32 protein-coding genes are annotated in these 26,841 nt (G+C 67.3%); 15 read left to right on the forward strand and 17 right to left on the reverse strand.

Annotated features, from left to right (window positions below):
- Positions 1-7: 7 nt before the first annotated feature.
- From trmD to rpsP, 3 genes are read right to left on the reverse strand one after another with little or no spacing between them, the layout of a single operon-like run.
- On the reverse strand, positions 8-754 hold the full coding sequence (gene trmD / locus ACSFCA_RS04480) for a tRNA (guanosine(37)-N1)-methyltransferase TrmD (protein ID WP_093075514.1): 747 nt from the start codon (positions 752-754) through the stop codon (positions 8-10).
- A 16-nt stretch (positions 755-770) separates the two neighbouring features.
- Entirely contained in the window at positions 771-1,325 is a 555-nt protein-coding gene (gene rimM, locus ACSFCA_RS04485; RefSeq protein WP_258350635.1) for a ribosome maturation factor RimM, read from the reverse strand.
- A gap of 15 nt (positions 1,326-1,340) precedes the next feature.
- Positions 1,341-1,604 (reverse strand): 30S ribosomal protein S16, encoded by a 264-nt coding sequence (gene rpsP, locus ACSFCA_RS04490; RefSeq protein WP_093049676.1) that lies wholly within the window; start codon positions 1,602-1,604, stop codon positions 1,341-1,343.
- Positions 1,605-1,783: 179 nt separating this feature from the next.
- On the opposite strand from rpsP, the gene ACSFCA_RS04495 reads away from it, so the two are divergent.
- Complete coding sequence (locus ACSFCA_RS04495; protein ID WP_435458771.1) at positions 1,784-2,308, forward strand: GNAT family N-acetyltransferase; 525 nt, start codon at positions 1,784-1,786, stop codon at positions 2,306-2,308.
- On the forward strand, positions 2,305-2,751 hold the full coding sequence (locus ACSFCA_RS04500) for a TM2 domain-containing protein (protein WP_093049669.1): 447 nt from the start codon (positions 2,305-2,307) through the stop codon (positions 2,749-2,751). Before ACSFCA_RS04495 ends, ACSFCA_RS04500 begins: the two co-directional genes overlap by 4 nt.
- Positions 2,752-2,754: 3 nt before the next feature.
- On the opposite strand, the gene ACSFCA_RS04505 is transcribed toward ACSFCA_RS04500, so the two are convergent.
- From ACSFCA_RS04505 to hda, 6 genes are all read right to left on the reverse strand, one after another.
- Positions 2,755-3,765, reverse strand: coding sequence for an inorganic phosphate transporter (locus tag ACSFCA_RS04505; RefSeq protein ID WP_435458772.1), 1,011 nt, complete (start codon positions 3,763-3,765; stop codon positions 2,755-2,757).
- A 13-nt stretch (positions 3,766-3,778) separates the two neighbouring features.
- The gene (locus ACSFCA_RS04510) at positions 3,779-4,423 is read right to left on the reverse strand and encodes a DUF47 domain-containing protein (protein ID WP_012746613.1); all 645 of its coding nucleotides are present in this window, start codon (positions 4,421-4,423) and stop codon (positions 3,779-3,781) included.
- A 126-nt stretch (positions 4,424-4,549) separates the two neighbouring features.
- Positions 4,550-5,158 (reverse strand): trimeric intracellular cation channel family protein, encoded by a 609-nt coding sequence (locus ACSFCA_RS04515; RefSeq protein ID WP_435459051.1) that lies wholly within the window; start codon positions 5,156-5,158, stop codon positions 4,550-4,552.
- Positions 5,159-5,163: 5 nt separating this feature from the next.
- Complete coding sequence (folK, locus tag ACSFCA_RS04520; protein WP_435458773.1) at positions 5,164-5,802, reverse strand: 2-amino-4-hydroxy-6-hydroxymethyldihydropteridine diphosphokinase; 639 nt, start codon at positions 5,800-5,802, stop codon at positions 5,164-5,166.
- The gene (gene pcnB / locus ACSFCA_RS04525) at positions 5,799-7,433 is read right to left on the reverse strand and encodes a polynucleotide adenylyltransferase PcnB (protein ID WP_435458774.1); all 1,635 of its coding nucleotides are present in this window, start codon (positions 7,431-7,433) and stop codon (positions 5,799-5,801) included. Before pcnB ends, folK begins: the two co-directional genes overlap by 4 nt.
- A gap of 27 nt (positions 7,434-7,460) precedes the next feature.
- Positions 7,461-8,147 carry a DnaA regulatory inactivator Hda gene (gene hda / locus ACSFCA_RS04530; RefSeq protein WP_435459052.1) on the reverse strand — a complete coding sequence of 229 codons (687 nt, stop codon included), beginning with the start codon at positions 8,145-8,147 and terminating at the stop codon, positions 7,461-7,463.
- A 130-nt stretch (positions 8,148-8,277) separates the two neighbouring features.
- On the opposite strand from hda, the gene purM reads away from it, so the two are divergent.
- The 5 genes from purM (at position 8,278) to ACSFCA_RS04555 (ending at position 12,735) form a co-directional block, all read left to right on the forward strand.
- A complete protein-coding gene (gene purM, locus ACSFCA_RS04535; RefSeq protein ID WP_093049650.1) occupies positions 8,278-9,318 on the forward strand; it encodes a phosphoribosylformylglycinamidine cyclo-ligase in 1,041 nt (346 codons plus the stop codon).
- 50 nt (positions 9,319-9,368) lie between these two features.
- Complete coding sequence (locus ACSFCA_RS04540; RefSeq protein ID WP_435458775.1) at positions 9,369-10,454, forward strand: AI-2E family transporter; 1,086 nt, start codon at positions 9,369-9,371, stop codon at positions 10,452-10,454.
- 120 nt (positions 10,455-10,574) lie between these two features.
- A complete protein-coding gene (locus tag ACSFCA_RS04545; RefSeq protein ID WP_435458776.1) occupies positions 10,575-11,135 on the forward strand; it encodes a cysteine hydrolase family protein in 561 nt (186 codons plus the stop codon).
- A 5-nt stretch (positions 11,136-11,140) separates the two neighbouring features.
- On the forward strand, positions 11,141-11,770 hold the full coding sequence (locus ACSFCA_RS04550; RefSeq protein ID WP_435458777.1) for a DJ-1/PfpI family protein: 630 nt from the start codon (positions 11,141-11,143) through the stop codon (positions 11,768-11,770).
- A complete protein-coding gene (locus tag ACSFCA_RS04555) occupies positions 11,734-12,735 on the forward strand; it encodes a GlxA family transcriptional regulator (protein ID WP_435458778.1) in 1,002 nt (333 codons plus the stop codon). The genes ACSFCA_RS04550 and ACSFCA_RS04555 overlap by 37 nt, the downstream gene beginning before the upstream one ends.
- Positions 12,736-12,741: 6 nt before the next feature.
- On the opposite strand, the gene ACSFCA_RS04560 is transcribed toward ACSFCA_RS04555, so the two are convergent.
- From ACSFCA_RS04560 to murJ, 7 genes are all read right to left on the reverse strand, one after another.
- Positions 12,742-14,349 (reverse strand): M14 family metallopeptidase, encoded by a 1,608-nt coding sequence (locus ACSFCA_RS04560; protein WP_435476285.1) that lies wholly within the window; start codon positions 14,347-14,349, stop codon positions 12,742-12,744.
- Positions 14,350-14,410: 61 nt separating this feature from the next.
- The gene (locus tag ACSFCA_RS04565) at positions 14,411-15,655 is read right to left on the reverse strand and encodes an RNA polymerase sigma factor (RefSeq protein WP_435459053.1); all 1,245 of its coding nucleotides are present in this window, start codon (positions 15,653-15,655) and stop codon (positions 14,411-14,413) included.
- Positions 15,656-15,725: 70 nt separating this feature from the next.
- Entirely contained in the window at positions 15,726-16,151 is a 426-nt protein-coding gene (locus tag ACSFCA_RS04570) for a YciI family protein (protein ID WP_258350646.1), read from the reverse strand.
- 37 nt (positions 16,152-16,188) lie between these two features.
- On the reverse strand, positions 16,189-16,632 hold the full coding sequence (locus ACSFCA_RS04575) for a YciI family protein (protein ID WP_258350647.1): 444 nt from the start codon (positions 16,630-16,632) through the stop codon (positions 16,189-16,191).
- Positions 16,633-16,776: 144 nt separating this feature from the next.
- Complete coding sequence (locus ACSFCA_RS04580) at positions 16,777-17,205, reverse strand: bleomycin resistance protein (RefSeq protein WP_258350648.1); 429 nt, start codon at positions 17,203-17,205, stop codon at positions 16,777-16,779.
- A gap of 1 nt (position 17,206) precedes the next feature.
- A complete protein-coding gene (locus ACSFCA_RS04585) occupies positions 17,207-18,058 on the reverse strand; it encodes a SirB1 family protein (protein ID WP_258350649.1) in 852 nt (283 codons plus the stop codon).
- 75 nt (positions 18,059-18,133) lie between these two features.
- Positions 18,134-19,687, reverse strand: coding sequence for a murein biosynthesis integral membrane protein MurJ (gene murJ, locus ACSFCA_RS04590; protein ID WP_258350650.1), 1,554 nt, complete (start codon positions 19,685-19,687; stop codon positions 18,134-18,136).
- Between the two features lie 131 nt (positions 19,688-19,818).
- Between murJ and rpsT the strand changes: the two genes are divergently transcribed.
- A complete protein-coding gene (gene rpsT, locus ACSFCA_RS04595) occupies positions 19,819-20,133 on the forward strand; it encodes a 30S ribosomal protein S20 (RefSeq protein ID WP_007831346.1) in 315 nt (104 codons plus the stop codon).
- A gap of 146 nt (positions 20,134-20,279) precedes the next feature.
- On the opposite strand, the gene ACSFCA_RS04600 is transcribed toward rpsT, so the two are convergent.
- Positions 20,280-20,609, reverse strand: coding sequence for a DUF3579 domain-containing protein (locus ACSFCA_RS04600; RefSeq protein ID WP_093049621.1), 330 nt, complete (start codon positions 20,607-20,609; stop codon positions 20,280-20,282).
- 161 nt (positions 20,610-20,770) lie between these two features.
- On the opposite strand from ACSFCA_RS04600, the gene ACSFCA_RS04605 reads away from it, so the two are divergent.
- The 7 genes from ACSFCA_RS04605 to kynA all read left to right on the forward strand — a co-directional run bounded on the left by ACSFCA_RS04605 (position 20,771) and on the right by kynA (position 26,645).
- Entirely contained in the window at positions 20,771-21,979 is a 1,209-nt protein-coding gene (locus ACSFCA_RS04605; protein ID WP_435458780.1) for an aspartate aminotransferase family protein, read from the forward strand.
- Positions 21,976-22,917, forward strand: a complete 942-nt coding sequence (gene argF, locus ACSFCA_RS04610) for an ornithine carbamoyltransferase (protein WP_093049615.1) — start codon at positions 21,976-21,978, stop codon at positions 22,915-22,917. The genes ACSFCA_RS04605 and argF overlap by 4 nt, the downstream gene beginning before the upstream one ends.
- Before the next feature lie 26 nt (positions 22,918-22,943).
- Positions 22,944-23,258, forward strand: coding sequence for a YkgJ family cysteine cluster protein (locus tag ACSFCA_RS04615; protein WP_258350652.1), 315 nt, complete (start codon positions 22,944-22,946; stop codon positions 23,256-23,258).
- Between the two features lie 75 nt (positions 23,259-23,333).
- On the forward strand, positions 23,334-23,984 hold the full coding sequence (gene kynB, locus ACSFCA_RS04620) for an arylformamidase (RefSeq protein ID WP_426391842.1): 651 nt from the start codon (positions 23,334-23,336) through the stop codon (positions 23,982-23,984).
- 10 nt (positions 23,985-23,994) lie between these two features.
- Complete coding sequence (kynU, locus tag ACSFCA_RS04625) at positions 23,995-25,281, forward strand: kynureninase (RefSeq protein ID WP_435458781.1); 1,287 nt, start codon at positions 23,995-23,997, stop codon at positions 25,279-25,281.
- A 13-nt stretch (positions 25,282-25,294) separates the two neighbouring features.
- Entirely contained in the window at positions 25,295-25,780 is a 486-nt protein-coding gene (locus ACSFCA_RS04630) for a hypothetical protein (protein WP_093049603.1), read from the forward strand.
- A gap of 16 nt (positions 25,781-25,796) precedes the next feature.
- On the forward strand, positions 25,797-26,645 hold the full coding sequence (gene kynA, locus ACSFCA_RS04635; protein ID WP_435458782.1) for a tryptophan 2,3-dioxygenase: 849 nt from the start codon (positions 25,797-25,799) through the stop codon (positions 26,643-26,645).
- Positions 26,646-26,841: the final 196 nt, after the last annotated feature.

Genomic DNA, 26,841 nt, shown 5'->3' on the forward strand with positions numbered 1-26,841 from the left:
CCGGGGATTATAGCTTTTTTTTCAGCGCGGCCTCATCGGCTTTGCCAAGACGCCCCGCTGCGCGGGCTGCGTCGATCAGGTCGGGGCGCCGTGCGGCCGTGATGGCCAGCCGCTGGTCACGCCGCCAGCGCTCGATCTGTGCATGGTGGCCCGAGAGCAGCGGCGCCGGCACGCCCTGCCCGTTCCACTGTTCGGGCCGCGTGTAGTGCGGACAGTCGAGCAGGCCGTCGAGCGCGGGATTGAAGCTGTCCTGCACGTGGCTGGCCTCGTCGCCGAGCACGCCCGGCTGCAGCCTGGCCACGGCATCGAGCAGCGCCATGGCTGCGATCTCGCCGCCGGAGAGAACAAAATCGCCGAGGCTGATCTGGTGGGTGACGCGCGCGTCGATGAAGCGCTGATCGATGCCTTCGTAGCGGCCACAGATCAGCACTGCGCCTTCGCTGGCAGACCACTTCTCGACCGCCTCATGGCGCAGCGCCTCTCCGATCGGAGAAAACAACACGACGGGCGCCTGTGCTCCGCGTGCAGCCAGCGCTGCGTCGAGGCAGGCCGCCAGCGGCTCCGCCATCATCACCATGCCTGGACCGCCGCCAAAGGGGCGATCGTCCACGCGCTTGTAATTGCCCTGCGCAAAATCGCGCGGATTCCAGAAGACGACTTCGACCTGCTTCGACTCGTAGGCACGGCGCGTCACGCCGCTGGCCATGAAAGGAGCGAACAGTTCAGGAAAAAGCGTGAGGACGTCGAAGCGCATGCGCGCAAGGTCCGGATCAGAAATCGGGTTGCCAGTCGACCGTGATGAGTCGGCCGGGCAAGTCGACCTTGTCGACGAAGACCGAGACGAAGGGCACCATGCGTTCGATGGCCTTGCCGTCTTCTTCGGCGGCGAGCACCAACGTGGTCTGCGGGCCGGTTGCGAGCAGCTCGCGCACCGTGCCGAGAACAACGCCTTCGCGGTTGACCACCGACAGGCCGATCAGGTCGACCCAGTAGTACTCGTCGTCGCCGGCCGTGGGAAAGCTCGAGCGCGGCACGAACACGCGCGCGCCGCGCAGCGCCTCGGCCGCATTGCGGTCGGGCACGTCCTCGGACGTGGCGACGATGCAGTCGGAATGTTCTTTGGCCTCGCGGATAGCGAGCCGGAAAGCGGTGCTTGCCGAGGCTCCAGGAGCCTGCAGGAACCAGCGCTTGGAAGAAAAAAGCGCCTCGGGCTGGGCGCTGTGGGGCAAGACCTTGAACCAGCCCTTGATGCCCCATGCATCGGCGATGCGCCCTACTTCAATCGCATCCGCCGGCAATTCGGCGGTTTCGAGTGCGGGCAGCATCGCCGTGCGGACGGCTTAGGCCGCCGCCTTGGGAGCTGCCGAGGCAGCTTGACGGATCAGGCGCAGAACGGTGGGCGAAGCTTGTGCGCCGACGCTCTTCCAGTACGCCAGGCGGTCCTGGGCGATACGGATGCTTTCTTCGTTTTCCTTGGCGGTCGGGTTGTAGAAACCCAGGCGCTCGATGAAACGGCCATCGCGGCGAACGCGCTTGTCCGACACGACGATGTTGAAGAACGGACGGCCTTTGGAGCCGCCGCGGGAGAGTCGAATGACGACCATGATTTATCCTTGGGTGGTCAGCAGGCCTTATGGATGAAGAAGAGGCCCGCTCACAATGTTCTTCCAGCGTCGAGACACGCGACATGGCCACCCGGCCAGCGACACGCTGAAAAGCCCGCGATTATAGCCCGACCCGCGTTTTCTCCGAATTCCGGCCTTGCGCCACCCGTTTCCACCGCATGCCCCTCACCATCCGCCCCAGCCGCGACGAAGACGTCGAGGCCATCGCCGCCATCTACGCCCATCACGTGCTGCACGGCACCGGCACCTTCGAAACAGAGCCTCCCTCCCCCGCCGATATGGCCACCCGCCGCGCCGACGTGCTGGGCAAGAACCTGCCGTACCTGGTCGCCGAAGAAAATGGCGAAGTGTTGGGTTTTGCCTACTGCAACTGGTTCAAGCCGCGCCCGGCCTACCGTTTTTCGGCCGAAGACTCGATCTACATGTCGGAGTCAGCACGCGGCAAGGGTCTGGGCGCCAAGCTGCTGGCAGCGCTGTCGCAGGCCGCCGAAGCAGCCGGCGTGCGCAAACTGATCGCGGTGATCGGCGATTCGGCCAACGCCGGCTCCGTCGGTGTGCACCGCAGCCAGGGCTTCACGCATGTGGGCGTGCTGAAAGACTGTGGCTGGAAGTTCGGCGAATGGCGCGATGTCGTATTGATGGAAAAAGTGCTCGGCGAAGGCAGCACCACCAAACCCGAATGAAAAACAAGACTGTTGCCGCGTGGCTCTCCTTCCTCGGCGGCCCGCTCGGCCTGCACCGCTTCTACCTGCGCGGCATGGGCGACTTGCTCGGCTGGCTGCTGCCCATTCCCACGGCACTGGGCATCTACGGCATCGAGCGCGTGCGCATGTACGGCGTGGACGACGGCGTTAGCTGGGCACTGATCCCACTGCTGGGCTTCACCATCGCAGGCTGCGCGCTGATGGCCATCATCTATGGCCTGATGACACCCGAGAAGTGGAATGCCCGATTCAACGCCAGCGCGCCGGCCGACGCGGAACCCGGCCGCACGAACTGGTTCACCATCGGCGCCGTGGTGCTCTCGCTCTTCTTCGGCAGCACGATCCTGATGGCCAGCATCGTGTTCAGCTTCCAGCGCTACTTCGAGCACCAGGTCGAAGAGGGCCGGAAGATCTCGCAGTAGCCGTCAGAACAGCTGGATGCTGATCCAGTAGGCGATCGCGGCCACGAAGGCCGAGGCCGGGATCGTGAAGATCCACGCCCACACGATGTTCCCCGCCACGCCCCAGCGCACCGCGCTCGCGCGCTGCGTCGAGCCAACGCCGACGATGGCGCCTGTGATGGTGTGCGTGGTCGACACCGGAATGCCCAGCGCCGTCGCCAGGAAAAGCGTCAGCGCTCCGCCCGTCTCGGCGCAGAAGCCGCCCACGGGCTTGAGCTTGGTGATCTTCTGGCCCATCGTCTTCACGATGCGCCAGCCGCCGAACATCGTGCCCAGCGCAATCGCGGCGTAGCAGCTCACGATGGTCCAGGTCGGCGGGCTCGCGTCGCCGGCATTGGCATAGCCGGTGGCGATGAGCAGCATCCAGATGATGCCGATGGTCTTCTGCGCATCGTTGCCGCCGTGGCCCAGGCTGTAGGCGCCGGCCGAAACCAGCTGCAGCCTGCGAAACCATCGGTCCACCCGCGACGGCGTGGCGCGCCGGAAGCTCCAGGCCACCACGACCATCATCATCGAGCCCAGCAAAAAGCCCAGCAGCGGCGACACGAAGATGAAGGCCACCGTCTTCCAGATGCCCGATGCCACCAGGCCGCCGGTACCGGTCTTGGAGATCACCGCGCCCACGATGCCGCCGATCAGCGCGTGCGACGAGCTGCTCGGAATGCCGTAGTACCAGGTCACGAGGTTCCAGCTGATGGCACCCACGAGCGCACCGAACACCACGTGCACGTCGACCACCCCGGGCTGGGCGATGCCCTTGCCCACGGTCGCCGCCACGCTCAAATGGAAGATGAAGATCGCGATCAGGTTGAAGAAGGCCGCGAACACCACGGCCTGCCCCGGCTTGAGCACCCCGGTGGACACCACCGTCGCAATCGAATTGGCGGCGTCGTGGAACCCGTTCATGAAGTCGAACAGGATCGCCAGCGCGACCAGCACTATCACCACCCAGAGGGCGACCTGAACCGTTGCCATCAGCGCTGCCCGCTCAGGAATTCTCGAGGACGATGCCCTCGATCACGTTGGCCACGTCCTCGCACTTGTCGGTGATCGTCTCGAGCAACTCGTAGATCGCCTTGAGCTTGATCACCTCGCGCACGTCGGGCTCCTCGCGGAACAGCTTGCTCATGGCGCTGCGCATCACGCGGTCGGCGTCCGATTCGAGGCGGTCGATTTCCTCGCAGGTCTTCAGCGTGGCCTCGGCCACGGCCGGGTCGGCGATCTTGCCGAGGAACTTGACGGCGTCTTTCAGGCGGTCGCAGCACTTCACGCTCAGTGCCGTGAGGCGCACGATCTCGTCGGTCATGTGGCGCACGTCGTACAGCGCCATGGTCTCGGCCGAGTCCTGGATCAGGTCGGCCACGTCGTCCATCGTGTTGATGAGCTTGTGGATCTGCTCGCGGTCGATGGGCGTGATGAAAGTCTTGTGGATCAGCCGGTTGACGTCGTGCGTCACGCGGTCGGCGGCGCGCTCGGCGTTGTCGACGTCGCGGTTGTACTGCTCGCGCAGGTGCACGTCGCTGTAGTTGGCAACGAGCTGCTCGAAGGCCCTCGCCGCCTCCACGATGCGCTCGGCGTGCTGGTTGAACATCTCGAAGAAATTGCCCTCGCGGGGCAGCAGCTTGCCGAACATGAAAACTCCAGGGGGAGCGCCAATCACATTTTCATGACGCCTTGATGAAAAACCGGCGAAGTTTAACGGGCGCGCGGGCCCTGCCCGGCCGGGCAGGCTTTTCGGGGCTGCCGGAACACCCGACTTTCAGGCCGGCAAGCGCAGCACCGGCAGGTGCCAACCGCCGTAGATTCCGCCCAGGCGGAGCGCCACGATCAGCAGCACGCCGGCATGAAAAGCCCAGCGCCGCGGCGTTCCGGCCGCCTGCAGCAGCAGGTAGGCCGCAATGCCCGCGATGGCGGCCGAGCCGTAGATGCCGCTGCTCAGCAGCAGCGGGATGCGGGCTGTGAACACATCGCGCAACAGCCCCCCGGCCGCGCCGGTCATGGTGCCGACCAGCAGCACGATGACGGCCGGCAGGCGCCGCTCCTCGGCCACCTGCGCACCGGTGATGGCGAACAGGCCGAGCCCCAGGGCGTCAGCAACGGCCAGCGCATGCTCCGGCACCGGCAACAGGTGCACCCAGACAATCGTGAGCGCCGCCGCCGCGAGAATCACGTAGACATACCGGGTGTCGCGGATCCAGAACACCGGATGGCGGTCGAGCAGCAGGTCGCGCAGCGTGCCGCCGCCCACCGCGGTGACCGAAGCGATCACCACCACGCCGAGCCAGTCGAGGCCCGCATGACCGGCCCCCAGCGCCCCACTGACCGCGAAGACCGCCACACCGGCGAGATCGAGGACGTAGAGCAGCACGGCCTTCAAACGATGCGCTTGACCACCTGACCCGTAACGCGTGCCAGCGCAGCCCGCGGCACCTTGTCGGGGGCGATTTCGGCGAGCGGCTTCAGCACGAAGGCGCGCTCGCGCATGCGGGGGTGCGGCAAGGTCAGCGTCGGTGTGTCGATCACCGAGTTGCCGTGCATCAGCAGATCGAGATCGAGCGTGCGCGGCGCATTGGGAAACGGCCTTTCGCGGCCGGCCAGCGCCTCCAGGCGCTGCAACGCCACAAGCAACTGCTCGGCATCCAGGCCGGTGCGCACCGCCACCACGGCGTTGATGAAATCAGGGCCTTCGGCATCCACCGGCTCGCTGCGATAGAGCGACGAACGGGCCGTCACCACGGTTCGCTGAAGTGCGCCGATGTCCGCCATGGCAGCCTTCACAGCGACCTCGGCATCGCCCAGGTTGGCGCCGATGGCGATGAAGGCCTGTGCCGTGGGGTAGTCCTCCCGCGGACCGCGTGGGCTGCGCGAAGGAGCGCGGGTGGGCGCGCGGCGCGCGGGCGGGCCGCTCTTGGCGCCTGCAGACGGCGGCTTGGCGCCACCACCCGCGCGCGGCGGTGCCGCCTTGGCCTTGGGGCCTGGCTTGCCGTCCTTCGGCCGGTTGGGCGTGCTCATGCGCCTTCGGCGCTCCCGCCGCCCCCACCACCAGCACCGCCACCGCCTCCGGTGCGTGGCTTGCGGCGACGCCGGCGCTTGCGTGGCACTGCCTCGCCATCGGGCGGCACTGCGCCGGCTTCTACTTCAACCTCTTCGACTTCGTCGTCCTGCTCCGAATCAGAGGCCTGGCTCTTGCGCACGGCCGGTTCACCGCCGCGCGACTTCGGCGCCGGGGTTTCGCGCACCCGCACGCGCTGGCGCACCTTCTGCTCCTCGCGCACCTGCTCCAGCAGGTCCTGGCGGCGCACGTCGTCGGCAATGCTGAATTCCTGCCACCACTCGGCAATCGCCTCGCTCACCTCGCCCACGTCGGCGCGCAGGCGCATGAAGTCGAACGCGGCGCGGAAGCGCGCCTGCTCGACCAGGCTGTAGGGCGTGGAGCCGGTGCGCTTGTCGAAGCGCGGCTGCATCATCCAGATCTCGCGCATGTCGGCGGCCAGCTTGCCGCGGCCCGAGACATCGCCGATTCGGGCGTTGAACACGTCGTCGATGGCGTCCTGCAGGGCCGGGAATGGCGGCTGCGGGCGCTGGCCGTGGCGGCCTTCCTGGCGCTGGGCCCAGCCGTCGCGCACGTCGGCCCACAGCACACAGGCCAGCAGGAAGCTGGGCGCCACGGGCTTGCCTTCGCCCACGCGGCGGTCGGTGTCCTGCAGGGCGGCCTTCACGAAGGGCTGGTCGGCGCGCTCCACCACCACGTCGAGCAGTGGATAGATGCCGCGAGCCAGGCCGAGCTTGTTGAGCTGCTCGACGGTCGCAATCGCGTGGCCGGTCTGCAGCAGCTTGAGCATTTCGTCGAACAGGCGGCTTTGCGGCACATCTGCCAGCAGCTTGCTCGACTCGATCAGCGGAGCCGCCGTCTTGGCTTCCATCTTGAAGCCCAGGGCGGCGAGCTTGGCCGAGAAGCGGATGGCGCGAATGATGCGCACCGGGTCTTCGCGGTAGCGCGTGGCCGGGTCGCCGATCATGCGCAGCGTGAGCTTCTGCGCGTCCTTGATGCCGTTGTGATAGTCGACCACGACCTGGTTGGCCGGGTCGTAGTACATGGCGTTCACGGTGAAGTCGCGCCGCGCCGCGTCTTCTTCCTGCGGACCCCAGACGTTGTCGCGCAGCACACGGCCGCTGGCGTCCACGGCGTGTTTCATGCTGGCAAGCTCGCCCTTGCTGGTGCGCTCGTTGCCCGCCACTTGCTCGGAGGCGGTGTTGTCCATGTAGGCGCGGAAGGTCGAGACTTCGATCACCTCGTGTTCGCGCCCACGGCCGTACACCACGTGCACGATGCGAAAACGCCGCCCGATGATGAAGGCGCGGCGAAACAGCGACTTGACCTGCTCGGGCGTGGCATTGGTGGCCACGTCGAAGTCCTTGGGGCGCAGCCCCAGCAGCAGGTCGCGCACCGCGCCGCCCACCACGTAGGCCTCGTAGCCGGCCTGCTGCAGCGTCGTGACCACGTTCTTCGCGCGTTCGTCGACCAGGGCCGGATCGATCTTGTGAACCTCTGCCGGCACCTCCTGGCGCTTGCCGAAGCGGCTCTTGCCCTGCGTGCCGCCGGCAGATTTGCCGAGCAGCTTGTCGATGAATTTCTTGATCATTGTTGGTTGAAAGCCTAGTTCGCTCTTTTATTCGTTCTCGAGCATGGAGCGGATCAGCGGAATGGTGATCGCGCGTTGCGTCTGCAAGGCATAGCCGTCGAGCTGCGTGAGCAGCTCCATCAGGCTGCCGAGGTCGCGGCTGAAGCGGTGCAGCATGTAGTCGAGCACGTCGTCGGACAGCATCACGCCGCGCGCATCGGCGGCCTGGCGCAGCACCGCGCGGCGTTCGCTTTCGCTCAGCACCTGCAAGTGGAACACGTGGCCCCAGCCGAGGCGGGTGCGCAGGTCTTCGCGCAGCGGCAGGTCGGCCGGCGGCAAGGCGCCGGCGGCGACCACGCCGCGCTGCAGGGTCTGGGCGTTGACGAACCAGTTGAAGGCCGCGTGCTGCTGCACGGCGGTGTAGAGGTGCACGTCGTCGAGCAGGACGGCGCCCCAGCGCTCGTCGAACTCGGGCGGCTCCAGCAGGCCGGCGTGCAGCCAGCCCACGCTGGCGCCCTGCTCGCGCAGTGCGACACGCACCGATTCGAGCAGATGGCTCTTGCCGCTGCCGCCTTCGCCCCAAAGATATGTGGGCACCGGCGAGTGCAGCGTGGGGCTGCCGGCGCCGCCCACCCACACTTGCAGGTGCCGCAGCGCCGCCTCGTTGGGGCCGGCAAAAAAGGCGTCGAAGCTGGGGCCCGTCGCAATGCCGATATCGAGCGCGAGCTGTTTCATCCCGGGAAGGTTCATGGAGGGGGCCGCGAGGGCCCTTAAAATCGTGAGGAATTCTATCGGCCCGGCCACCATGGTTACCGGCGCCGCCTTCCGCTCCTACTCTTCGCGTCCTTCCCGACCTCGACCACCCATGACTTCCCCTACGCCCACTCCTCTCAGCTACAAGGATGCCGGTGTCGACATCGATGCCGGCGACGCGCTGGTCGACCGCATCAAGCCCCTGGCCAAGAAGACCATGCGCGAAGGAGTGCTGGCCGGCATCGGCGGCTTCGGCGCCCTGTTCGAGGTGCCCAAGCGCTACAAGGAGCCGGTGCTGGTGAGCGGCACCGACGGCGTGGGCACCAAGCTCAAGCTGGCTTTCGAATGGAACATGCACGACACGGTCGGCATCGACCTGGTGGCAATGAGCGTCAACGACGTGCTGGTGCAGGGCGCCGAGCCCCTGTTCTTCCTCGACTACTTCGCCTGCGGCAAGCTGGACGTGGACACGGCCGCAGCCGTGGTCGGCGGCATCGCCCGCGGCTGCGAACTCTCTGGTTGTGCACTGATCGGCGGCGAAACCGCTGAAATGCCCGGCATGTACCCGGCCGGCGAATACGACCTGGCGGGCTTTGCGGTCGGCGCGGTCGAAAAGTCGAAGATTCTCACGGGCCAGAACGTCAAGCCCGGCGACGTGGTGCTGGGCCTGGCCTCGGCCGGCGTGCACTCCAACGGTTTCAGCCTGGTGCGCAAGGTGATCGAACGCGCCGGCGCCGACCTGCCCGCCACCCTCGACGGCAAGCCCTTCCGCGAAGCCGTGATGGAACCCACCCACCTCTACGTGAAGCCGGTGCTTGAAGCGCTGGGCAAGCACCCGATCAAGGCGCTGGCCCACATCACCGGCGGCGGCCTGCTCGAGAACATCCCGCGCGTACTGCCCGAAGGCACCGCAGCCCACCTGAAGAAGGGCAGCTGGCCGCAGACCGAGCTGTTCGCCTGGCTGCAGAAGGTGGCCGGCATCGACGACATCGAGATGAACCGCACCTTCAACAACGGCATCGGCATGGTGGTCGTGATCGACGCGGCCGAAGCCGCCGCCTGCGCCGCCACGCTGCGCGCTGCCGGCGAGTCGGTGCACGAGATCGGCGTGATTGCCGAGCGCGGCGAAGGCGCCGCGGTAGTCGTCGGCTGAGCGCCGGCCGCCCATTCACAATGTCCTGAACAGAGCACGCGACGCCCCGGATGGCCAAGAAGCCACAACCCATCAGCCCCGCCGTGACAACGGCCCCCGTCCACCGCCCGCCCGCCTCGCGCGGCGTGATGATCGCAAGCTACCTGCTGATGCTGGGCGCTTTGCTGCTGGTGATGTGGGAGCACCTGCTGCCTGGGCTGCTGTGCGTCTGCATCGGCTTCCTGGCCACACGGTGGTTCGCGCGCGTGCTGAGCGCGGGCATGCGGCGCATTCCGGCACTCGGCGGCCAGCGCGCCGATGGCTGGGCCGGCGTGCTGGCCGTCATCCTCGTGCTGGTGGGGCCGATCGCGCTGATCACGCTGCTGCTGTCGCAGGCCCGCGAATACATCGTCGATGCGCCCGACCAGTACCGCGAACTGCTCGACTACACGGCGCGCACGGTGCTCGAGCTGCGCTCCAAGCTGCCAGTCGAAATCGCGGTGTACCTCCCCGAGGGCGCCGCCGAGGTGCAGCGGGTGATCGCCAACTACCTGCGCGCGCAGGCCGGCTCGCTGGCCGTGGCCGGGCGGGCCTGGCTGCATGGCATTCTCTTTTCGTACGTGGGCCTGATCGTGGGCGGCCTGGCCGCCGTGGGGCACGCGCCGCTGCGCCGCCTGCCACTGGCCGACCAACTGCACCAGCGCGTGCGGACCTTCGGCGAGGCCTTCGGGCAGATCGTGGCGGCCCAGTTCTGGATCGCGGCCTTCAACACGCTGCTCACGGCCATCTTCCTGCTGTTCATCATGCCGACGTGGGGCGCGCACCTGCCGTACACGCCAGCGCTCATCACCCTCACCTTCCTGGCGGGGCTGGTGCCGATCGTGGGCAATCTGGTCTGCAACTCTGTGATCACGCTGGTCGGGCTGTCGGTGTCGCCGGTCACGGCGGCGGCGTGCCTGATCTTCCTGATCGTGATCCACAAGGCTGAATACGTCATCAACGCCAAAGTGGTCGGCGCACGCACACAGATGAGCGTCTGGGAGCTGCTGGCCGTGATGTTCGTGGCCGAGGCGGTGTTCGGGCCGGCCGGGCTGGTGGCGGCGCCGCTGTACTACGCGTACCTGAAGAAAGAGCTGCAGGCCGCGTCGCTGGTCTGACGAGGCCATCAGGCAGCAATGTCCTGATCTGATCGGTTTTGGTCCGGCCGTGAGCGGACTGCGGGCTGGCAAGGCAGAAGAATAGGCGGCATCATCCACTTCGCCCCTGCGAGCCCCGCCATGAAAACCTGTCTGATTGTGATCGACGCCCAGGAATCGTTCCGCCAGCGCGCGTACTGGTCCGAAAGCCAGGCCGCTCCCTACTTCACCGCGCAGAACGCGCTGATCGAAGGCTGCACCGCCGCTGGCGTGCCGATCGTGCGGGTCTTTCACACCGACGAGCCGTCCGATGCGAGCAACCCGTTTGCCGTCGAATCGGGCCACGTACGCCCCATCGGCGGGCTTGCCGACTTCGCTGCCACGGGCACCTTCACCAAGCACCGCCACAGCGCGCTGGTCAACAGCGGACTGGACATCTGGCTCACGCAGAACGGCATCGGCCGGCTGATCGTGAGCGGCATCCGCACCGAGCAGTGCTGCGAAACCACCACCCGCCACGCCTCGGACCTGGGCTGGGAGGTCGACTACGTGACCGACGCCACGCTCACCTTCGACATGGTGCAGCCCGACGGCCGGCCGCTTTCGGCCTCCGACATCAAGGCCCGCACCGCCACCGTGCTGCAAGGCCGCTTCGCCACCGTCTGCACCGTGGCGCAGGCGCTCGAACGGGCCGTGGCGTGAGCGGCATGAGCTTGCGCGTACTCATCCTCGCCTTCGACGGCGTCGAGGCGCTGGACTTCGCCGGCCCCTTCGAGGTGTTCACCACTGCGAGCCGGGTCAGCCAGCGGATGCAGCCAGGCACGGCGGCGCCGTTCGATGTCGCATCGGTGGCCCATGCGGCAGGCGGCCAGCCCGTGCAGGCGCGCGCCGGCCTGCAACTGCTGGCCGACCACACGCTGGCCGACAGCCCGAAGGCCGACGTGCTGATCGTCCCTGGCGGCGTGGTCGACGCGCCGATGGCCAGCCCCGACACGCTGCGCTGGATCGCCCGCAGCGCCGCTGGCGCGCAGGTCGTCGCCTCAGTCTGCACCGGCGCGTTCCTGCTGGCCGAAAGCGGCGTGATCACGAACGACACAGTCACCACCCACTGGGAAGACATCGCCGACCTGCGCGAGCGCTTTCCTTTGCTCGACGTGCGCGACGGCGTGCGCTGGGTCGACAACGGCCGCATCGTCAGTTCCGCAGGCATCAGCGCCGGCATCGACATGAGCCTGCACCTCGTCGAGCGGCTGGCCGGGCGCGAACTGGCCGAGCGCACCGCGCGCCAGATGGACTACGCATGGACCCGCAACCCCAGCCACAACCCATCCGCGTAGTCTTCGTCCTCCTGCCCGGCAGCATCGTGCTCGACTGGGCCGGCCCGGCCGAGGCGCTGCGCATCGCCAACCAGCGGCTGCGCGCAATGGGCCAGCCCGAGCGTTTTGCCATCGAGTTCGCGAGCCCCCGGCCGACGGCGATGGGCTCGGTCGGCGTCGCGCTGGCCGGGCTCTCGCCCTTGCCGACGCAGTGGGACGGCCCCGGCTGGATCGTGCTGGTCGGCCTGCCCGGCGACACCATTGCCATCGACAACCCCGAGGCGCAAGACCTGCTGCACTGGCTGCGCGGCCTGCGCTTCGAGCGCGACCGGCTGGAGTTGCTGACGATCTGCGCCGGCGCGGTGCTGGCCGCGCATGCCGGCGCGCTGGCGGGCCGGCGCGCCACCACGCACCACCAGCACCTCGACGAGTTGCGTGCCGTGGAGCCGCGCTGCGACGTGGTCAGCAACCGCGTGTTCGTGATCGATCCGCCGCTGTACAGCAGCGCGGGCGTGACGACCGGCATCGACCTGGTCCTGCACCGCATCGCCGGGCTGTGCGGCGAAGCGCTCGCGGCGCAGGTCGCGCAGACCATGGTGGTGGCGCTGCGCCGCGGCCCGCACGACCCGGAGCTGTCGCCCTTTCTTGCCTACCGCAACCACCTGCATGCCGCGCTGCACCGCGTGCAGGACGCGGTCAGCGAACAGCCGCAGGCCGACTGGAGCGTGCCGCGCATGGCCGAGGTGGCGCACACCTCGGCGCGGCATCTCACACGGCTGTTTGTCGAGCATGCGGACGTGGCACCGCTGGCCTATCTGCGCCGGCTGCGGCTTGCGGCTGCGCAACTCGCGCTGGCCTCGGGCGCGAGCGTGACGCGGGCGGCGGAGCAGTCGGGCTTCGGCTCGGACACGCAGTTACGCCGCGCGTGGCACCAGTTCGGGTTGCCGGGCTCGCCTTCGGAGGCGAACTCGGCCTTCAAGGCCTGAAGACGCTCAGTGCCAGACGCCGGCGGGCGCGGGGCCTGGCACGCGCAGCAGCCTGTCGTCGCCGATCTCGAGCAGCCGGTTGGCCGCATAGCTGTTCTGCGAATCGGGCTCCAGCGCCGCGCTGACCAGCGGCGACAGCGGCTGCGCCAGCGACACGTAGAAGCTCCCCGGCTGCACCACAGCGCGACCAGCCCGCGGCCGCACGCGGAAGGCACGGATCGCCTCACCGTCCTCGATGGCGCCGCGCGCATCCTGCCGCTGGCCGTCGGTCTGCGACAGGATCTCGTAGCGCTCCACCTGCCAGGGCGCCGCGCTGTCGATGCGCTCCACCCGCACGCCCAGCATCTGCAGGCGCTGCACGGCCGTGGTCTCGCTGGCCGCGAGCAGATAGCCGCAGGGGCGCGGGCGGGCGTTGGCAATCTTGAGCGGCTCGGCGGCGCGCCATTCGACGTCGATGCTTTTGTCTTCCCCGCTCTTCGCGTCGAGGAAGTCGAGGCGCTGCCGCGTCGGCGTCTGCCAGGCCTCAACCACCAGATCGCCATGGCAGGCTTCGGCCTTCGCGCGCTGGCCGGCCTGCGCGGTGAGCTGCATCAGCGCCGGCCCCTGCTTCGCGGCCGTCTCGATGACGGTGGTGGCGGCCAGCACCTGCGTGTGCACGCGACGCGCGAAGTGCGCACGCCCGAGCCCCACGCCGCGCACTTCGAGCAGCAGGCTCACGGCCTGGCGCAGCGCGCTCACGTTGCGTCCGGTGTCGGGCTGCACGCCGCCCATCGACACCGTGCGGTCCTCGCTCTTGCCACCGGAGGTGGTGTGGTACTTGAAGCCCTGCAATCCGGCCTGCGTGAATGCGACCTGGATGGCGTCGACATAGTCGCGCTGCGCGCTCACGGCAATGGCCGGGTCGAGGTTGCCTACGGTGGCGGGCTGCAGCAGGCCGTCGTACTTCATGACCGCGCCGAACTTGTCGATCCAACGGCCGCCGACGGTGAACTCGTGCAAGTCGAGCACCACCTGCGGCTGGTAGCGCAAGGTGGCGGCCGCGAGCATGCGCGCCTCGGGCGTGCGCAGCAGCAGGTGGTCACGGTTCACGTCGATGCCGTTGGCGGTGACGCGGGTGAAGCGCTCGGCGCCGTCCGGGTTGCCGCGCGGCACCAGCACTAGGTTCACCTTCTTCAGCAGCGCGGCGCCGGGCTCGCTGGCGAACTGCTGCGCCAATGCCAACACCGCTTCGCCACCGGCCGGCTCGTTGCCGTGCTGCTGGCCGATCACCATCACGGTGGGCCGCACGGGATCGATTCGCCCCTGGTCGGCCAGCACCACCAGCGGCATCTCGCGCCCCTGCTGCGACAGGCCCAGGCGCTCGACGCGAACGTTCGGCGACTGGCGCGCAAGGTCGTTCAAGAAGGCGAGCACCTCGGCGTGCGAGGGAAAGTCGGTGCGCCCAGCGCGAAAGCCCGGCGTGGCGTAGCTCACCGGCGGATCTGGGAAACGCGCGGCGATGGTCGGCGGCTCGACCCACACCTTGGCGGGATCGAACTGGGCCAAGGCAGAAACAGCCGGCAGCAGGGCCAGGCAGGAAACGCACAGGAGGCGGAGGGAGGGGGTGCGCAGCATGGCGCGCATTTTCTCCCGGCACCGGCCGCGCGAGCCAGCGCAGCTTCAGCAGGCGCTCAGTTCACCCGGCAGTGCCATCGAGGAGGCAGGCCCGCGCACGTGCGAGGAGCAGCGCCCGCTCGCGCGTGTTGCGCGTGAGCGCGGCGGCGCGGTCGAATTCCTTGCGCGCCTCGTCGCGGCGGCCGAGCTTGAAGAGCAGATCGCCGCGCACGGTCGGCAGCAGGTGGTAGCCCTTGAGCGAAGGCTCGTCCATGAGCGCATCGACCACCTCCAGCCCCGTCGCCGGCCCGAAGGCCATCGACAACGCGACCGCCCGGTTGAGCTCGACGATGGGTGACGGCGTGAGTTCGGCTAGCGCGTCGTAGAGCGCGGCGATGCGGCCCCAGTCGGTTTCCCCGGCGGTGCGCGCGCGGCCGTGGCAGACGGCGATGGCGGCCTGCAGCGCATAGGGGCCAAGCGCGCCGCCCAGCGCCTCGGCACGCGCGAGCGCCGCGAGGCCGCGGCGGATCAGCATCTGGTCCCAGCGCGCGCGGTTCTGTTCGAGCAGCAGCACCGGCTCGCCCGAAGGTCCCATGCGCGCTGCCGTTCGCGAGGCCTGGATTTCCATCAACGCCACGAGGCCGTGCACCTCCGCCTCCTTCGGCACCAGCTCGGCCACGATGCGGCCCAGGCGCAGGGCTTCATCGCACAACGTGGGGCGCATCCAGTCGTCGCCGGCGGTGGCCGAGTAGCCTTCGTTGAAGACCAGGTAGATCACTTCGAGCACCGAGGCGAGCCGGACTTCGAGCTCGTGCCTGCGCGGCACCTCGAAGGGCACGCGCGCCTCGGCCAGCGTGCGCTTGGCACGCACGATGCGCTGCGCCACGGTGGCTTCGGGCACGAGAAAGGCGCGCGCGATCTCGTCGGTGGTGAGGCCGCCCATCAGCCGCAACGTGAGCGCCACGCGGGCTTCGGTCGACAGCACCGGGTGGCAAGCGGTGAACACCAGCCGCAGCAGGTCGTCGCCGATGTCGTCGTCAAGCGCGGCATCGACCGCTTCGGCGAAATCGTCTTGTGCCATCTCGTGCTGTGCGTCGATCTCGCGGCCGATTTCACCGGCCTTGTGCTCGGCCAGCTGCAGGTGGCGCAGGCGGTCGAGCGCGCGGCGCTTGGCCACTGCCGTGAGCCAGGCCGCGGGGTTGTCGGGCACGCCGGATTCGCTCCATTGCTCGAGGGCCGAGACCAGCGCGTCCTGGGCCAGCTCTTCGGCCAGGCCCACGTCGCGCACCATGCGCGCGACGGTGGCGATGATCTTGGCGGACTCCATGCGCCACACCGCCTCGATGGTGCGGTGGATGGCGGCAACATGGGCGCGGCCCTCTTCCCTGATCACGGCTTTACGGCGCGGTCTTCTTGACGGTCTGCATCGACGCGAACTCGCTGGTCAGCGCCTGCACGTCGGCCGGGTAGTCGCCGATTTCCTGGATCTGGCGCACCTCGACGACCTCGTTGTCAGAGCCGGGGCAGCGCGCGGCCCATTCGATGGCGGCGGCGCGAGAAGGCACGTCGATGATCCAGAAGCCGCCGAGCACTTCCTTGGCCTCGGCGAAGGGGCCGTCGACGATCTTGGGCTTCTTGTCCTTGAAGCTCACGCGCGCGCCCATCGAGGGCGGATGCAGGCCGTCGCAGCTGATCAGCACGCCGGCTTTCTGCATCGACTCGTTGTAGGCCATCATGGCCGACACCGCATCGACGTCTTCGGGGATGGTGCCGGGCGCGGCGGTTTCGTAGCCGTGGGGAATCATCAGCAGCATGAATCGCATGGTGGGTCTCCTTGGGTTCGATCCGGTTGCGGCTGCTTCAGCTGCCGGCCTTGGTACCGGCCTTGATGTGGGCCTCGGTCTCGGCCCGCAGGCGGTCTTCCTGGGCGAGCAGCTCGGGCGTCATGGAGTCGCCGAAGTCGGCAGCCTCGAACACCTGGCGGATCTCGATCTCGCCTTCCTGGAAGGGGCTGCGCTTGATCCACTCGATGGCTTCTTCCTTCGACTTGACCTGGAACAGCCAGAAACCGGCCAGCAGCTCCTTGGTTTCGGCGAAGGGGCCGTCGATGACGGTGCGCTTGGTCGGGCCTTCGCAGCGCACGCGCACGCCTTTGGAGCTGGGGTGCAGGCCTTCGCCCGCCAGCAGCACGCCGGCCTTGACCAGCTCCTCGTTGAACTTGCCCATGGCGGTGAGTATTTCGGTGCTGGGCATCACGCCGGCTTCGGAATCGGCGTTGGCCTTGACCAGAATCATGAATCGCATGTCGTTTCTCCTGAAGGTTGATGAGACTGGGAGCGGCTGACGAATGAAATTTGCCTGCTCCTGTTCACACGTCGGACGAGCGGAAGACGGATCGACACGATCGCATCGATCTATTTGTAATTTTGTGTTTCTGAAATTGAGGCTTCAGGGCAGGTAGCCGCAGAAGCGCAGGATGTGGCCGTCAGGCTCCCGGATCGCGAACTCGCGCAGCCCCCAAGGCTGGGAGGTCGGCGGCTCGATGACCGTCACGCCGCGCTTCACGTAGGCGGCGTGCAGGCCGTCGATGTCCTTGCCCACGTGGATCACGATTTCACCGCGCCAGGGTTTGGCCTCGCGCGAGTTGCATTGCCACAGCCTCAGGTAGACCGGGTCGCCGTAGCTGCGGTCGCCCTTCTTCACCCGGGCGTAGCTGGGGGGCTCCCCCGCGATGAAGTCGAGCTCGAAGCCCAGCACGTCGCGAAACCAGCGCGCGGCGCGCGACACGTCCGACACCGGCAGCACCGGCTGCACGCCGTGGAATTCATGCAGGGTGCCCAGGTCGGGCGCCGGGCTCACACCGGCCTTGGTGTTCATTTCAGCTGGCCATTCGGCGCAACATGGCGACGCGCTCGGCGATCGCGTCGATGTCGAGGGCGTCCTCGGCCTTCGCCAGGTAGGTTTCCAGGTCGCGCACGGCTTGCGCGGTGTTGCCCTGTTCGGCATGCGCGATGCCGCGGTCGCGGTACTCGCCCCAGGCGCTGGGCAGCAGGGCGATCAGGCGGTCTTGCACGGCGATGACGCGCTGCCAGTCTTCCTGCGCGTGATGCACTTCCTTCAGGTTGCGCAGCATGCGGGCGATGATTTCGCGCGGGCTTGCGGGCTGCAGGTACAGGCCCAGCGGCACGTCGAAGTCGCCGACCAGGCCATTGCTGCGCTTGTAGGGCTCGAGCCGCTCGCCGAGTTCTTCGCGCGACAGCGACTTGCCGGTGAAAGGATCGATCACCACCTGCCCCTTGGGCAGCGTCACCTTGAGCATGAAATGCCCCGGAAACCCGATGCCGCGTGCCTGCAGGCCCAGGCCCTGCGCCAGCTCCATCCACAGCACGGCCAGCGAGATCGGAATGCCGCGGCGGGTGCGCAGCACGGCGTTCAGGTAGCTGTTGTCGGGGTCGTAGTAGTCGTTGACGTTGCCGCCGAAGCTCAGGTCATTGAAGAAGAACTGGTTCAGGGCGCGCAGGCGGGCCAGCGGTGCGGCGTCGGCCGGCAGGCGGCGCTTGAGGCGGGCCAGGAGCTGGTCTACATCGCCCAGCACCTGCTGCACGTCGAGATCGGGGTATTCGTCCTGCGCCAGGCTGGCGGCGGCTTCGAGCAGCGGAAATTGATCGTCGCTGCGAACCAGCGATTCGAAATACTCCAGTGCGGTAGGAACCTGAAAGCTGAACGTCATGTGTCTTTGTAGAGGAGCATTCAGGGAGCGTCAAGGCGGAACACGTGCGTATTGCCAACGTCCCGCCCGCGGGCCTCAGCGGCGCAGAAAGCTGCGCAGCCGCACGCCGACGGCTGCGAGCACGGCGAAATACAGCAGCGCCGAGCCGGCGATCAGCGCGGCGAGCAGGCCGATGCGCAACAGGCGCTGCTCACGCAGGCCGACCCAGTCGAAATGGCCCGAGCCCCAGAACAGCAGGCCGGCCAGCACCAGCGTGCCCGCCAGCACCTGCAGCGCGAACTTGCCCCAGCCCGGTTCGGGCTTGTAGCTGCCGCGGCGCATCAGGCCAACCAGCAGCCAGGTCGAATTGACGAGCGCGCCGATGGCGATGGTCAGGGTCAGCGCCGCGTGCTGCAGCACCGGCACCAGGAAGATATTGAGCACCTGCGTGAGCACCAGCACGCCGACTGCGATGAGCATCGGAGTGCGCGTGTCGTGCTTGGCGTAGTAGCCGGGCGCGAGCACCTTCACAGCCACGATGCCGACCAGCCCGACGCCGTAGCCCATCAACGCCAGGGTCGTGCGGCCTACGTCCTCGCCGGTGTACGCGCCGTTGTGAAAGAGCACCGCTACCAGCGGCTTGGCAAACAGCAGCAGCGCGACGGCGCAAGGCGCCGAAAGCAGTACGACGAGGCGAAGGCCCCAGTCGAGCAGCGACGAATAGCGGGCGTCGTCCTTGGCGGCGCGGGCGCCGGCCAGTTGCGGCATCAGCACCACGCCGAGCGCCACGCCGAGCATGGCGGTGGGGAATTCCATCAGCCGGTCGGCGTTGGTGATCCAGGTCACGCTGCCCACCGCGAGGTGCGAGGCGATCTGCGTGTTGATGAGCAGCGAAATCTGCGCCACGCTCACGCCCAGCAGCGCGGGCAGCATCAACTTGAGCACCTTGCGCGTGGCCGGGTCGGTCCACGCGGTCCGCAGCGCCCTGAAGCTCGCGCCGACGCGCGGCATCAGCCCGAGCTTGCGCAGCGCCGGAATCTGCAGGGCCAGCTGCAGCACGCCACCCACCAGCACGCCCACGCACTGCGCGTAGATCGGTTCGATACCCCAGCGGCGAAACAGCGGCGCCCCGACCACGATCGCCAGGATCAGCGCGATGTTGAGCAGCACCGGCGACGCCGCCGGCACCGCGAACTTGCGCCAGGTGTTGAGAATGCCGCCCGCCAGCGCCACCAGCGACATGAAGCCGATGTACGGGAACATCCAGCGCGTCATGATCACGGCCGAGTCGAAGCCGGGCAGTCCGCTCGCCATGGCCCAGACCAGCAGCGGCGCTCCGGCCACGCCGGCCACGCACACGACCAGCAGCGTCCAGGTGAGCAGCGTGGCGACATGGTCGATCAGCTGCCGGGCGCCCTCTTCCCCGTCTTCGGCCTTGCGCGCGGCCAGCACCGGCACGAAGGCCTGGCTGAAGGCGCCTTCGCCGAAGACCCGCCGGAACAGGTTGGGGATGCGGAATGCGACGTTGAAGGCGTCGGTCAGCGCGCTGACGCCGAAAACCGAGGCAAACAGCACGTCGCGCACAAGGCCCGTGATCCGCGAAGCGAGAGTCAGCAGGGAGACGGTGGAGGCGGATTTGAGCAGGGACACGGAGGCCGAGTGTAGGGCCCGCGAAGGTGCCGAAATGGGCCGATTCAGGCGCGAATTGGGCAAAAGGGCCAACCCGGCCTATAATGGAGGGCTTTGCTGCATCATCCTCAGACACCTAAGGAACATTAAATATGGCATCCGCCAAGCCCAAGAAGAAGAACCCGCGCCTCGCCTCCGGCCGTAAGCGCGTCCGCCAGGACACCAAGCTCAACGCTGCGAACACCTCGCTGCGCTCCAAATACCGTACCGCTGTCAAGAACGTCGAAAAGGCTGTTCTGGCTGGCGACAAGACCAAGGCAAGCGAACTGTTCGCGAAGGCCCAGAGCATCGTCGACACCGTCGCCGACAAGGGCATCTTCCACAAGAACAAGGCAGCCCGCGACAAGAGCCGCCTGTCGGCCAAGGTCAAGGCCCTCGCCCTCGCGCCTGAAAAGGCCGCCGCCTGACACCTGTCAGGCAAGCCCGGACCGGAATTCTCCAGTCCGCCGTTTGATCGGGGTGCGCTGCAGCAAAGTGAAAAACCGCCTTCGGGCGGTTTTTTCATGCCCGTTCGATTCATGAACCCGGGCGGATGGACAAGAAAAAAGGCCCGTCAGGCCTTCTTGGGAGGGATGGGCGTGTCGGGCACCAGGCAGGCTTCGGCTACCTGCAGATCGTTGTCCCTGGCGAAGTTCACGCAGAAATCCCAGGCCATCGGCTCGGCATCGCGCAGCTCGCGGTTCACGATCACGCACTTCACGCCGTTGATGGTCGTCGGAATGCACCAGGGCGAGTAGCTCAGGTGGCTGCCCGGATAGGCGCCGCCGGGGCGAAAAGAGCACATCACACCGGCCAGACGCTCGGCCCAATCGCTGGGGCGGAATGTCCGGCCATCCTTGGTGATGCCCTGGATGAAGATTTCTTTGGCAGTGGGGGAAATCATCGTTGAATGAGGCGACCGGAGCGGGTGCTGCGGTGCAGCAAGCGATTCTATCCGCGGCACTTTTTGCATCCTGAACATGGGGCATTGCTGTAATGCGGAATCCTCAACGAAGCCGTCAAACGGCACGCCTAGAATCCGCCTTCCCTATCTGGAGAACCCGAATGAGCGCTACCGCCCAGCCCACCTCGCCCCACGTCATGAACACTTACGGTCGCCTGCCGATCGCACTGTCGCACGGTCAGGGTTGCCGAGTCTGGGACACCACGGGCAAGGCCTACATCGACGGCCTCGGCGGCATCGCCGTGAACACGCTGGGCCACAACCACCCCGAGCTGGTGCCCGCCCTGCAGGACCAGCTGACCAAGCTGATCCACAGCTCCAACTACTACCACGTGACCGGCCAGGAACAGCTCGCCGCCAAGCTGACCGAGATTTCGGGCCTCACCAACGCGTTTTTCTGCTGCACCGGCCTCGAAGCCAACGAAGCCGCCCTGAAGCTGGCGCGCAAGTTCGGCCACGACAAGGGCATCGAGCGCCCCGAAATCGTCGTCTACGAAGCCGCCTTCCACGGCCGCAGCATCGCCACCCTCTCGGCCACCGGCAACCCCAAGGTGCAGGCCGGCTTCGGCCCGCTGGTCGAGGGCTTCATCCGCGTGCCGCTGAACGACATCGAGGCGCTGAAGAAGGCCACTGAAGGCAACCCGAACGTGGTCGCCGTGTTCTTCGAAACCATCCAGGGCGAAGGCGGCATCCACCCGATGCGCGTCGAATACCTCAAACAGGTGCGCGCACTGTGCGACGAGCGCGACTGGCTCATGATGATCGACGAGGTGCAATGCGGCATGGGCCGCACCGGCAAGTGGTTCGCCCACCAATGGGCGGACATCTTGCCTGACGTGATGCCGCTGGCCAAGGGCCTGGGCTCGGGCGTGCCGATCGGCGCCGTGGTGGCCGGCCCCAAGGCCGCCAACATCTTCGGCCCGGGCAACCACGGCACCACCTTCGGCGGCAACCCGCTCGCCATGCGCGCAGGTGTCGAAACCATCCGCATCATGGAAGAGCACAAGCTGCTCGAGAACGCCGCCGCCGTCGGCGCCCACCTGAAGGCCGCGCTGGAGCGCGAAATCGGCAGCCTGCCCGGCGTGAAGGAAATCCGCGGCCAGGGCCTGATGCTCGGCATCGAGCTCGACCGTCCCTGCGGCGTGATCCTGAACCGCGCCTGCGACGCCGGCCTGCTGCTGAGCGTGACGGCCGACAAGGTGATCCGTCTCGTGCCGCCGCTCATTCTGAGCATCGCCGAGGCCGACGAGATCGTCGCCATCCTCGCGCCCATCGTCAAAAACTTCCTGTCGGAGCCTGCCGCCCAATGACGACCGCCACGACGACCGCACCCGCCGCCATCCGGCACTACCTGCAGTTCTCGGACTTCACCGCCGACGAGTACGCCTACCTCTTCGATCGCATGGCGATCATCAAGAAGAAGTTCAAGACCTACGAAAAGCACCAGCCGCTGGTCGACCGCACGCTGGCCATGATTTTCGAGAAGGCCAGCACGCGCACCCGCGTGAGCTTCGAGGCCGGCATGTACCAGCTCGGCGGCAGCGTGGTCCACCTGACCACGGGCGACAGCCAACTGGGCCGCGCCGAGCCCATCGAGGACAGCGCCAAGGTCATCAGCCGCATGGTCGACATCGTGATGATCCGCACCTACGAGCAGACCAAGATCGACACCTTTGCGGCGCACTCGCGCGTGCCCGTCATCAACGGGCTGACCAACGAGTTCCACCCCTGCCAGATCCTCGCTGACATCTTCACCTACATCGAGCACCGCGGCTCCATCCAGGGCAAGACGGTGGCGTGGGTGGGCGACGGCAACAACATGGCCAACACCTGGCTGCAGGCGGCCGAGATCCTGGGCTTCACGGTGCACGTGAGCACGCCCAGTGGCTACGAGGTCGACCAGTCGATCGCCGGCATCCGCTCGGGCGACAGCTACAAGGTCTTCAAGGACCCGATGGAAGCCTGCCGCGGCGCCGACCTCGTCACCACCGACGTCTGGACCAGCATGGGCTACGAGGCCGAGAACGAAGCGCGCCGCAAGGCCTTTGCCGACTGGTGTGTCGACGAAGACATGATGCGCATCGCCCAGCCCGGAGCCCTGTTCATGCACTGCCTGCCCGCCCACCGCGGCGAAGAAGTGCAGGCCGAAGTCATCGACGGGCCGCAGTCGGTGGTGTGGGACGAGGCCGAGAACCGCCTGCACGCACAAAAGGCGCTGATGGAGTTCCTGCTCCTCGGCAGGCTCTGATTCTCTGAAGCACAAGGCGCAGCCGCATGTCCGATTGCCAGCAATGCGGCGCCTGCTGCGCCAGCTATCGCGTCGACTTCAGCGTGCATGAGCTCGACGACAACGGCGGCAAGGTGCCTTCGGGCCTCGCCGTCGAAGTGAACGACGCCATCTGCCGCATGCGTGGCACCGACCACACGCCCATGCGCTGCGCCGCGCTCACCGGCAAGATCGGCCAGGCCGTGGGCTGCGGCATCTACGAATGGCGCCCCAATCCGTGCCACGAGTTGCAGGCCGGCAGCGACGCCTGCGAGCGGGCGCGGGCCCGGCACGGGCTGCCCGCGCTGTCGTCGTCGCACTGAGTCGGTTCAACTCGTCACGTTCGGTGTTGGAAATAACCGACACCACGACCCCTCGCCCGGCGCTAACTTCGCGCCATGGCTCCATCACATCAGCAACGCATCTGGGACATCTCGCCGCCCGTGCATGAAGGCGCGCCGGTCTTTCCCGGCGACACGCCCTACCAGCAGCGCTGGGCGGCGACCATTTCGCCGGACTGCCCGGTGAACGTCAGCGAGATCAAGCTCTCGCCCCACGTCGGCGCGCACGCCGATGCGCCGCTGCACTACGACCCCGAGGGCCAGACCATCGGCAACGTCGACCTCACGCCCTTTCTCGGCCCGTGCCGGGTGATCCATGCGATCGACAAGGGCCCGCTGATCGAGTGGGATCACATCGCCCATGCCGTCGACAGCACCCTGCCCCCGCGCGTGCTGGTGCGCACCTACACCACCATGCCGGTCGGCCACTGGGACCCGCAGCTCGCGGCCTATGCCCCCGCCACCGTCGAGCGCCTCGCGGCCATGGGCGTGAAACTCATCGGCATCGACACCGCCAGCATCGACCCGGCCGACAGCAAGACGCTGGAAAGCCACCAACGCATCCGCCGCCTCGACCTGCGCGTGCTCGAGAACCTCGTGCTCGACGACGTGCCCGAGGGCGACTACGAACTCATCGCGCTGCCGCTCAAGCTGGTCAGCGCCGATGCCTCCCCCGTTCGCGCCGTGCTGCGCGAACTCCCCCGCTGAAACCTCCACCATGACGACACTTGCAGACTGCCGCGCGCTCGACGCGCAAGACCCGCTGCGCGCCCTGCGCGACCAATTCACCATTCCCGAAGGCGTGCTGTACCTCGACGGCAACTCGCTCGGCGTGATGCCCAAAGCCGCACCGGCGCGCATCGCCGAGGTGGTGACGAAGGAATGGGGCGAAGGCCTGATCCGTTCGTGGAACACCGCGAGCTGGTTCGACCTGCCGCAACGACTGGGCGACAAGGTGGCCCGCCTGATCGGCGCCGCGCCCGGCGAAGTGGTGTGCACCGACAGCACCTCGGTCAATCTCTACAAGGTGCTGTTCGCCGCGCTCTCGCAGCAGAAGGACAGCGGCCGCAAGCTGGTGATCAGCGAGCGCAGCAATTTCCCGACCGACCTCTACATCGCCGAATCGCTGTGCCGCGAGCGCGGCTTCACGCTGAAGCTGATCGACGCGAGCGAGCTGCAAGGCCCGGATTCGGTGCTCACCGACGAAGTGGCCGTGCTGATGCTCACGCACGTCAACTACCGCACCGGCGCCATGCACGACATGAAGGCCATCACCGCCGCCGCTCACGCCGCGGGCGCGCTGACCGTGTGGGACCTCGCGCACAGCGCGGGCGCCGTGCCGGTCGCGCTCAATGACAGCGAGGCCGACTACGCCATCGGCTGCGGCTACAAGTACCTGAACGGCGGCCCCGGCGCGCCGGCGTTCGCGTGGGTGAACACGAAGCACGCAGGGCAGTTCGAGCAGCCGCTGTCCGGCTGGTGGGGCCACGCGGCACCCTTCGAGTTCACGCCGCACTACCGGCCTGCCCCGGGTGTCGGCCGCTATCTCTGCGGCACGCAGCCGATCATCGCGCTGGCTGGGCTCGAATGCGGGCTCGACACCGTGCTCGCGGCCGAAGCCTTCAACGGCACGAACGGCGCGATGGCCGCGCTGCGCGCCAAGTCGCTCGCGCTCACCGACCTGTTCATCGCACTGGTCGAAGAGCGCTGCGCCGGCCAGGGCCTCTCGCTCGTCACCCCGCGCGACCACGCACTGCGCGGCTCGCAGGTCTGCCTGAGCCGAGAAGAAGGTGCCTACGCCATCGTGCAGGCGCTGATCGCACGCGGCGTGATCGGCGACTACCGCGCTGGCGACTCGCAGATGCCCGACATCCTGCGATTCGGTTTCACGCCGTTGTACCTGAGCTTCGAAGACGTGTGGAACTCGGTCGAGCACCTGGCGCAGGTGCTGGAGACGGGCGAGTGGAAGCGCGAAGAATTCAACCGCAAGAACGCCGTAACCTGAGACGAAGCCAGCCATGAAATCCCGACTGATCATTCTGTACACCGCCTTGCTGATGCTGGCGGCACCCGCCCTTGCACAGCAACCGGCGTTCACGCTGCCGCAACTGAAGGCCTTCGCCGAACTGACGCCCGACGCCTTTCGCCAGCAGATCAAGAGCCAGGGCTTCTCGTATGCCGACAAGACCGTGACCGACGAGGTCAGCATGATCGAGTACGAGAAGTTCGTCGACGGCCAGACCACGCACCTGATGAAGTCCACCTACGTGGAAAGCCGCCGCAGCGAGGACGGCGTGCAGCTCTCGCTGACCGACAAGGCCGCCTTCGAGCGCCTCGTGAAGGAGGCACGCGACACCGGCTACAAGCCGGGCGAGAAGGGCCGCATTCCCGGCGGCGAGACCTACCAGGAATACAAGCGCAAGAACGAGGTCGTGCGCTTCGTCTATCCGAAGAAGGAGTCCGGCATGGGCCTTCCTTCCTATACCGCCGTGGTCTGGCGCTGACCCGCCAGCAAACATCATGAACACCGACAAGTCCCCCGAGAACATCGTCCACGAGGAAAAAGCGCAGCTGGACTTCAGCAAGTCCATGAGCTACGGCGACTACCTGCACCTCGACGAGATCCTCAACGCGCAGCACCCGCTTTCGCCCGCACACGACGAGATGCTGTTCATCGTGCAGCACCAGACCAGCGAACTCTGGATGAAGCTGATGCTGCACGAACTGCGCGCCGCCACCGCCCACATCGCCGAAGAGAAGCTGGCCGACGCCTTCAAGATGCTCGCGCGGGTGAGCCGCATCATGGAGCAGTTGGTGAGCGCATGGACCGTGCTCTCGACCATGACGCCGCCCGAGTACACGGCGATGCGCCCCTACCTTGCCAACTCCAGCGGCTTCCAGAGCGCGCAGTACCGCTGCATCGAATTCGCGCTCGGCAACAAGAACGCCGCCATGCTCAAGCCGCACGCGCACCGCGCCGATCTGCTTGCGCAAGTCGAGGTAGCCTACCGCGCGCCTTCGCTGTACGACGAGTCGCTGCGCCTGCTGGCACGCCACGGCCTGCCGGTGCCCGCCGACCGGCTGGAGCGCGACTGGACGCAACCCTATGAATCGAGCGACGGCGTCGAAGCGGCGTGGCTCACGGTCTACCGCAATCCGCACGACTACTGGGACCTGTACCAGCTCGGCGAAAAACTCACCGACCTGGAAGACGCGTTCCGCCTCTGGCGCTTTCGCCATGTGACGACGGTCGAGCGCGTGATCGGCTTCAAGCGCGGCACCGGCGGCACGGGCGGCGTGAGCTACCTGCGCAAGATGCTCGACGTGGTGCTGTTCCCGGAAATCTGGAAGCTGCGCACCGATCTTTAGCCCGCGAGGCCGGGCGCGAAGTTGACTCCTACAATCCGCGCGGCACCGGCACTTCAAGACTCGACAAGGCTTTGCGATTCGTCGCCCGGTCTTGTACTGCGGGGGAACCCCGTGGTGGATGGATGGCTACACATTTCGGCGCGCAAGCGGACCTGCGCTACCGCGCAGCGCAGCTAACGCATCACCGGCTGGTTGA

This window comes from Variovorax multivorans, from assembly GCF_051216835.1.
Classification (GTDB): domain Bacteria; phylum Pseudomonadota; class Gammaproteobacteria; order Burkholderiales; family Burkholderiaceae_C; genus Variovorax.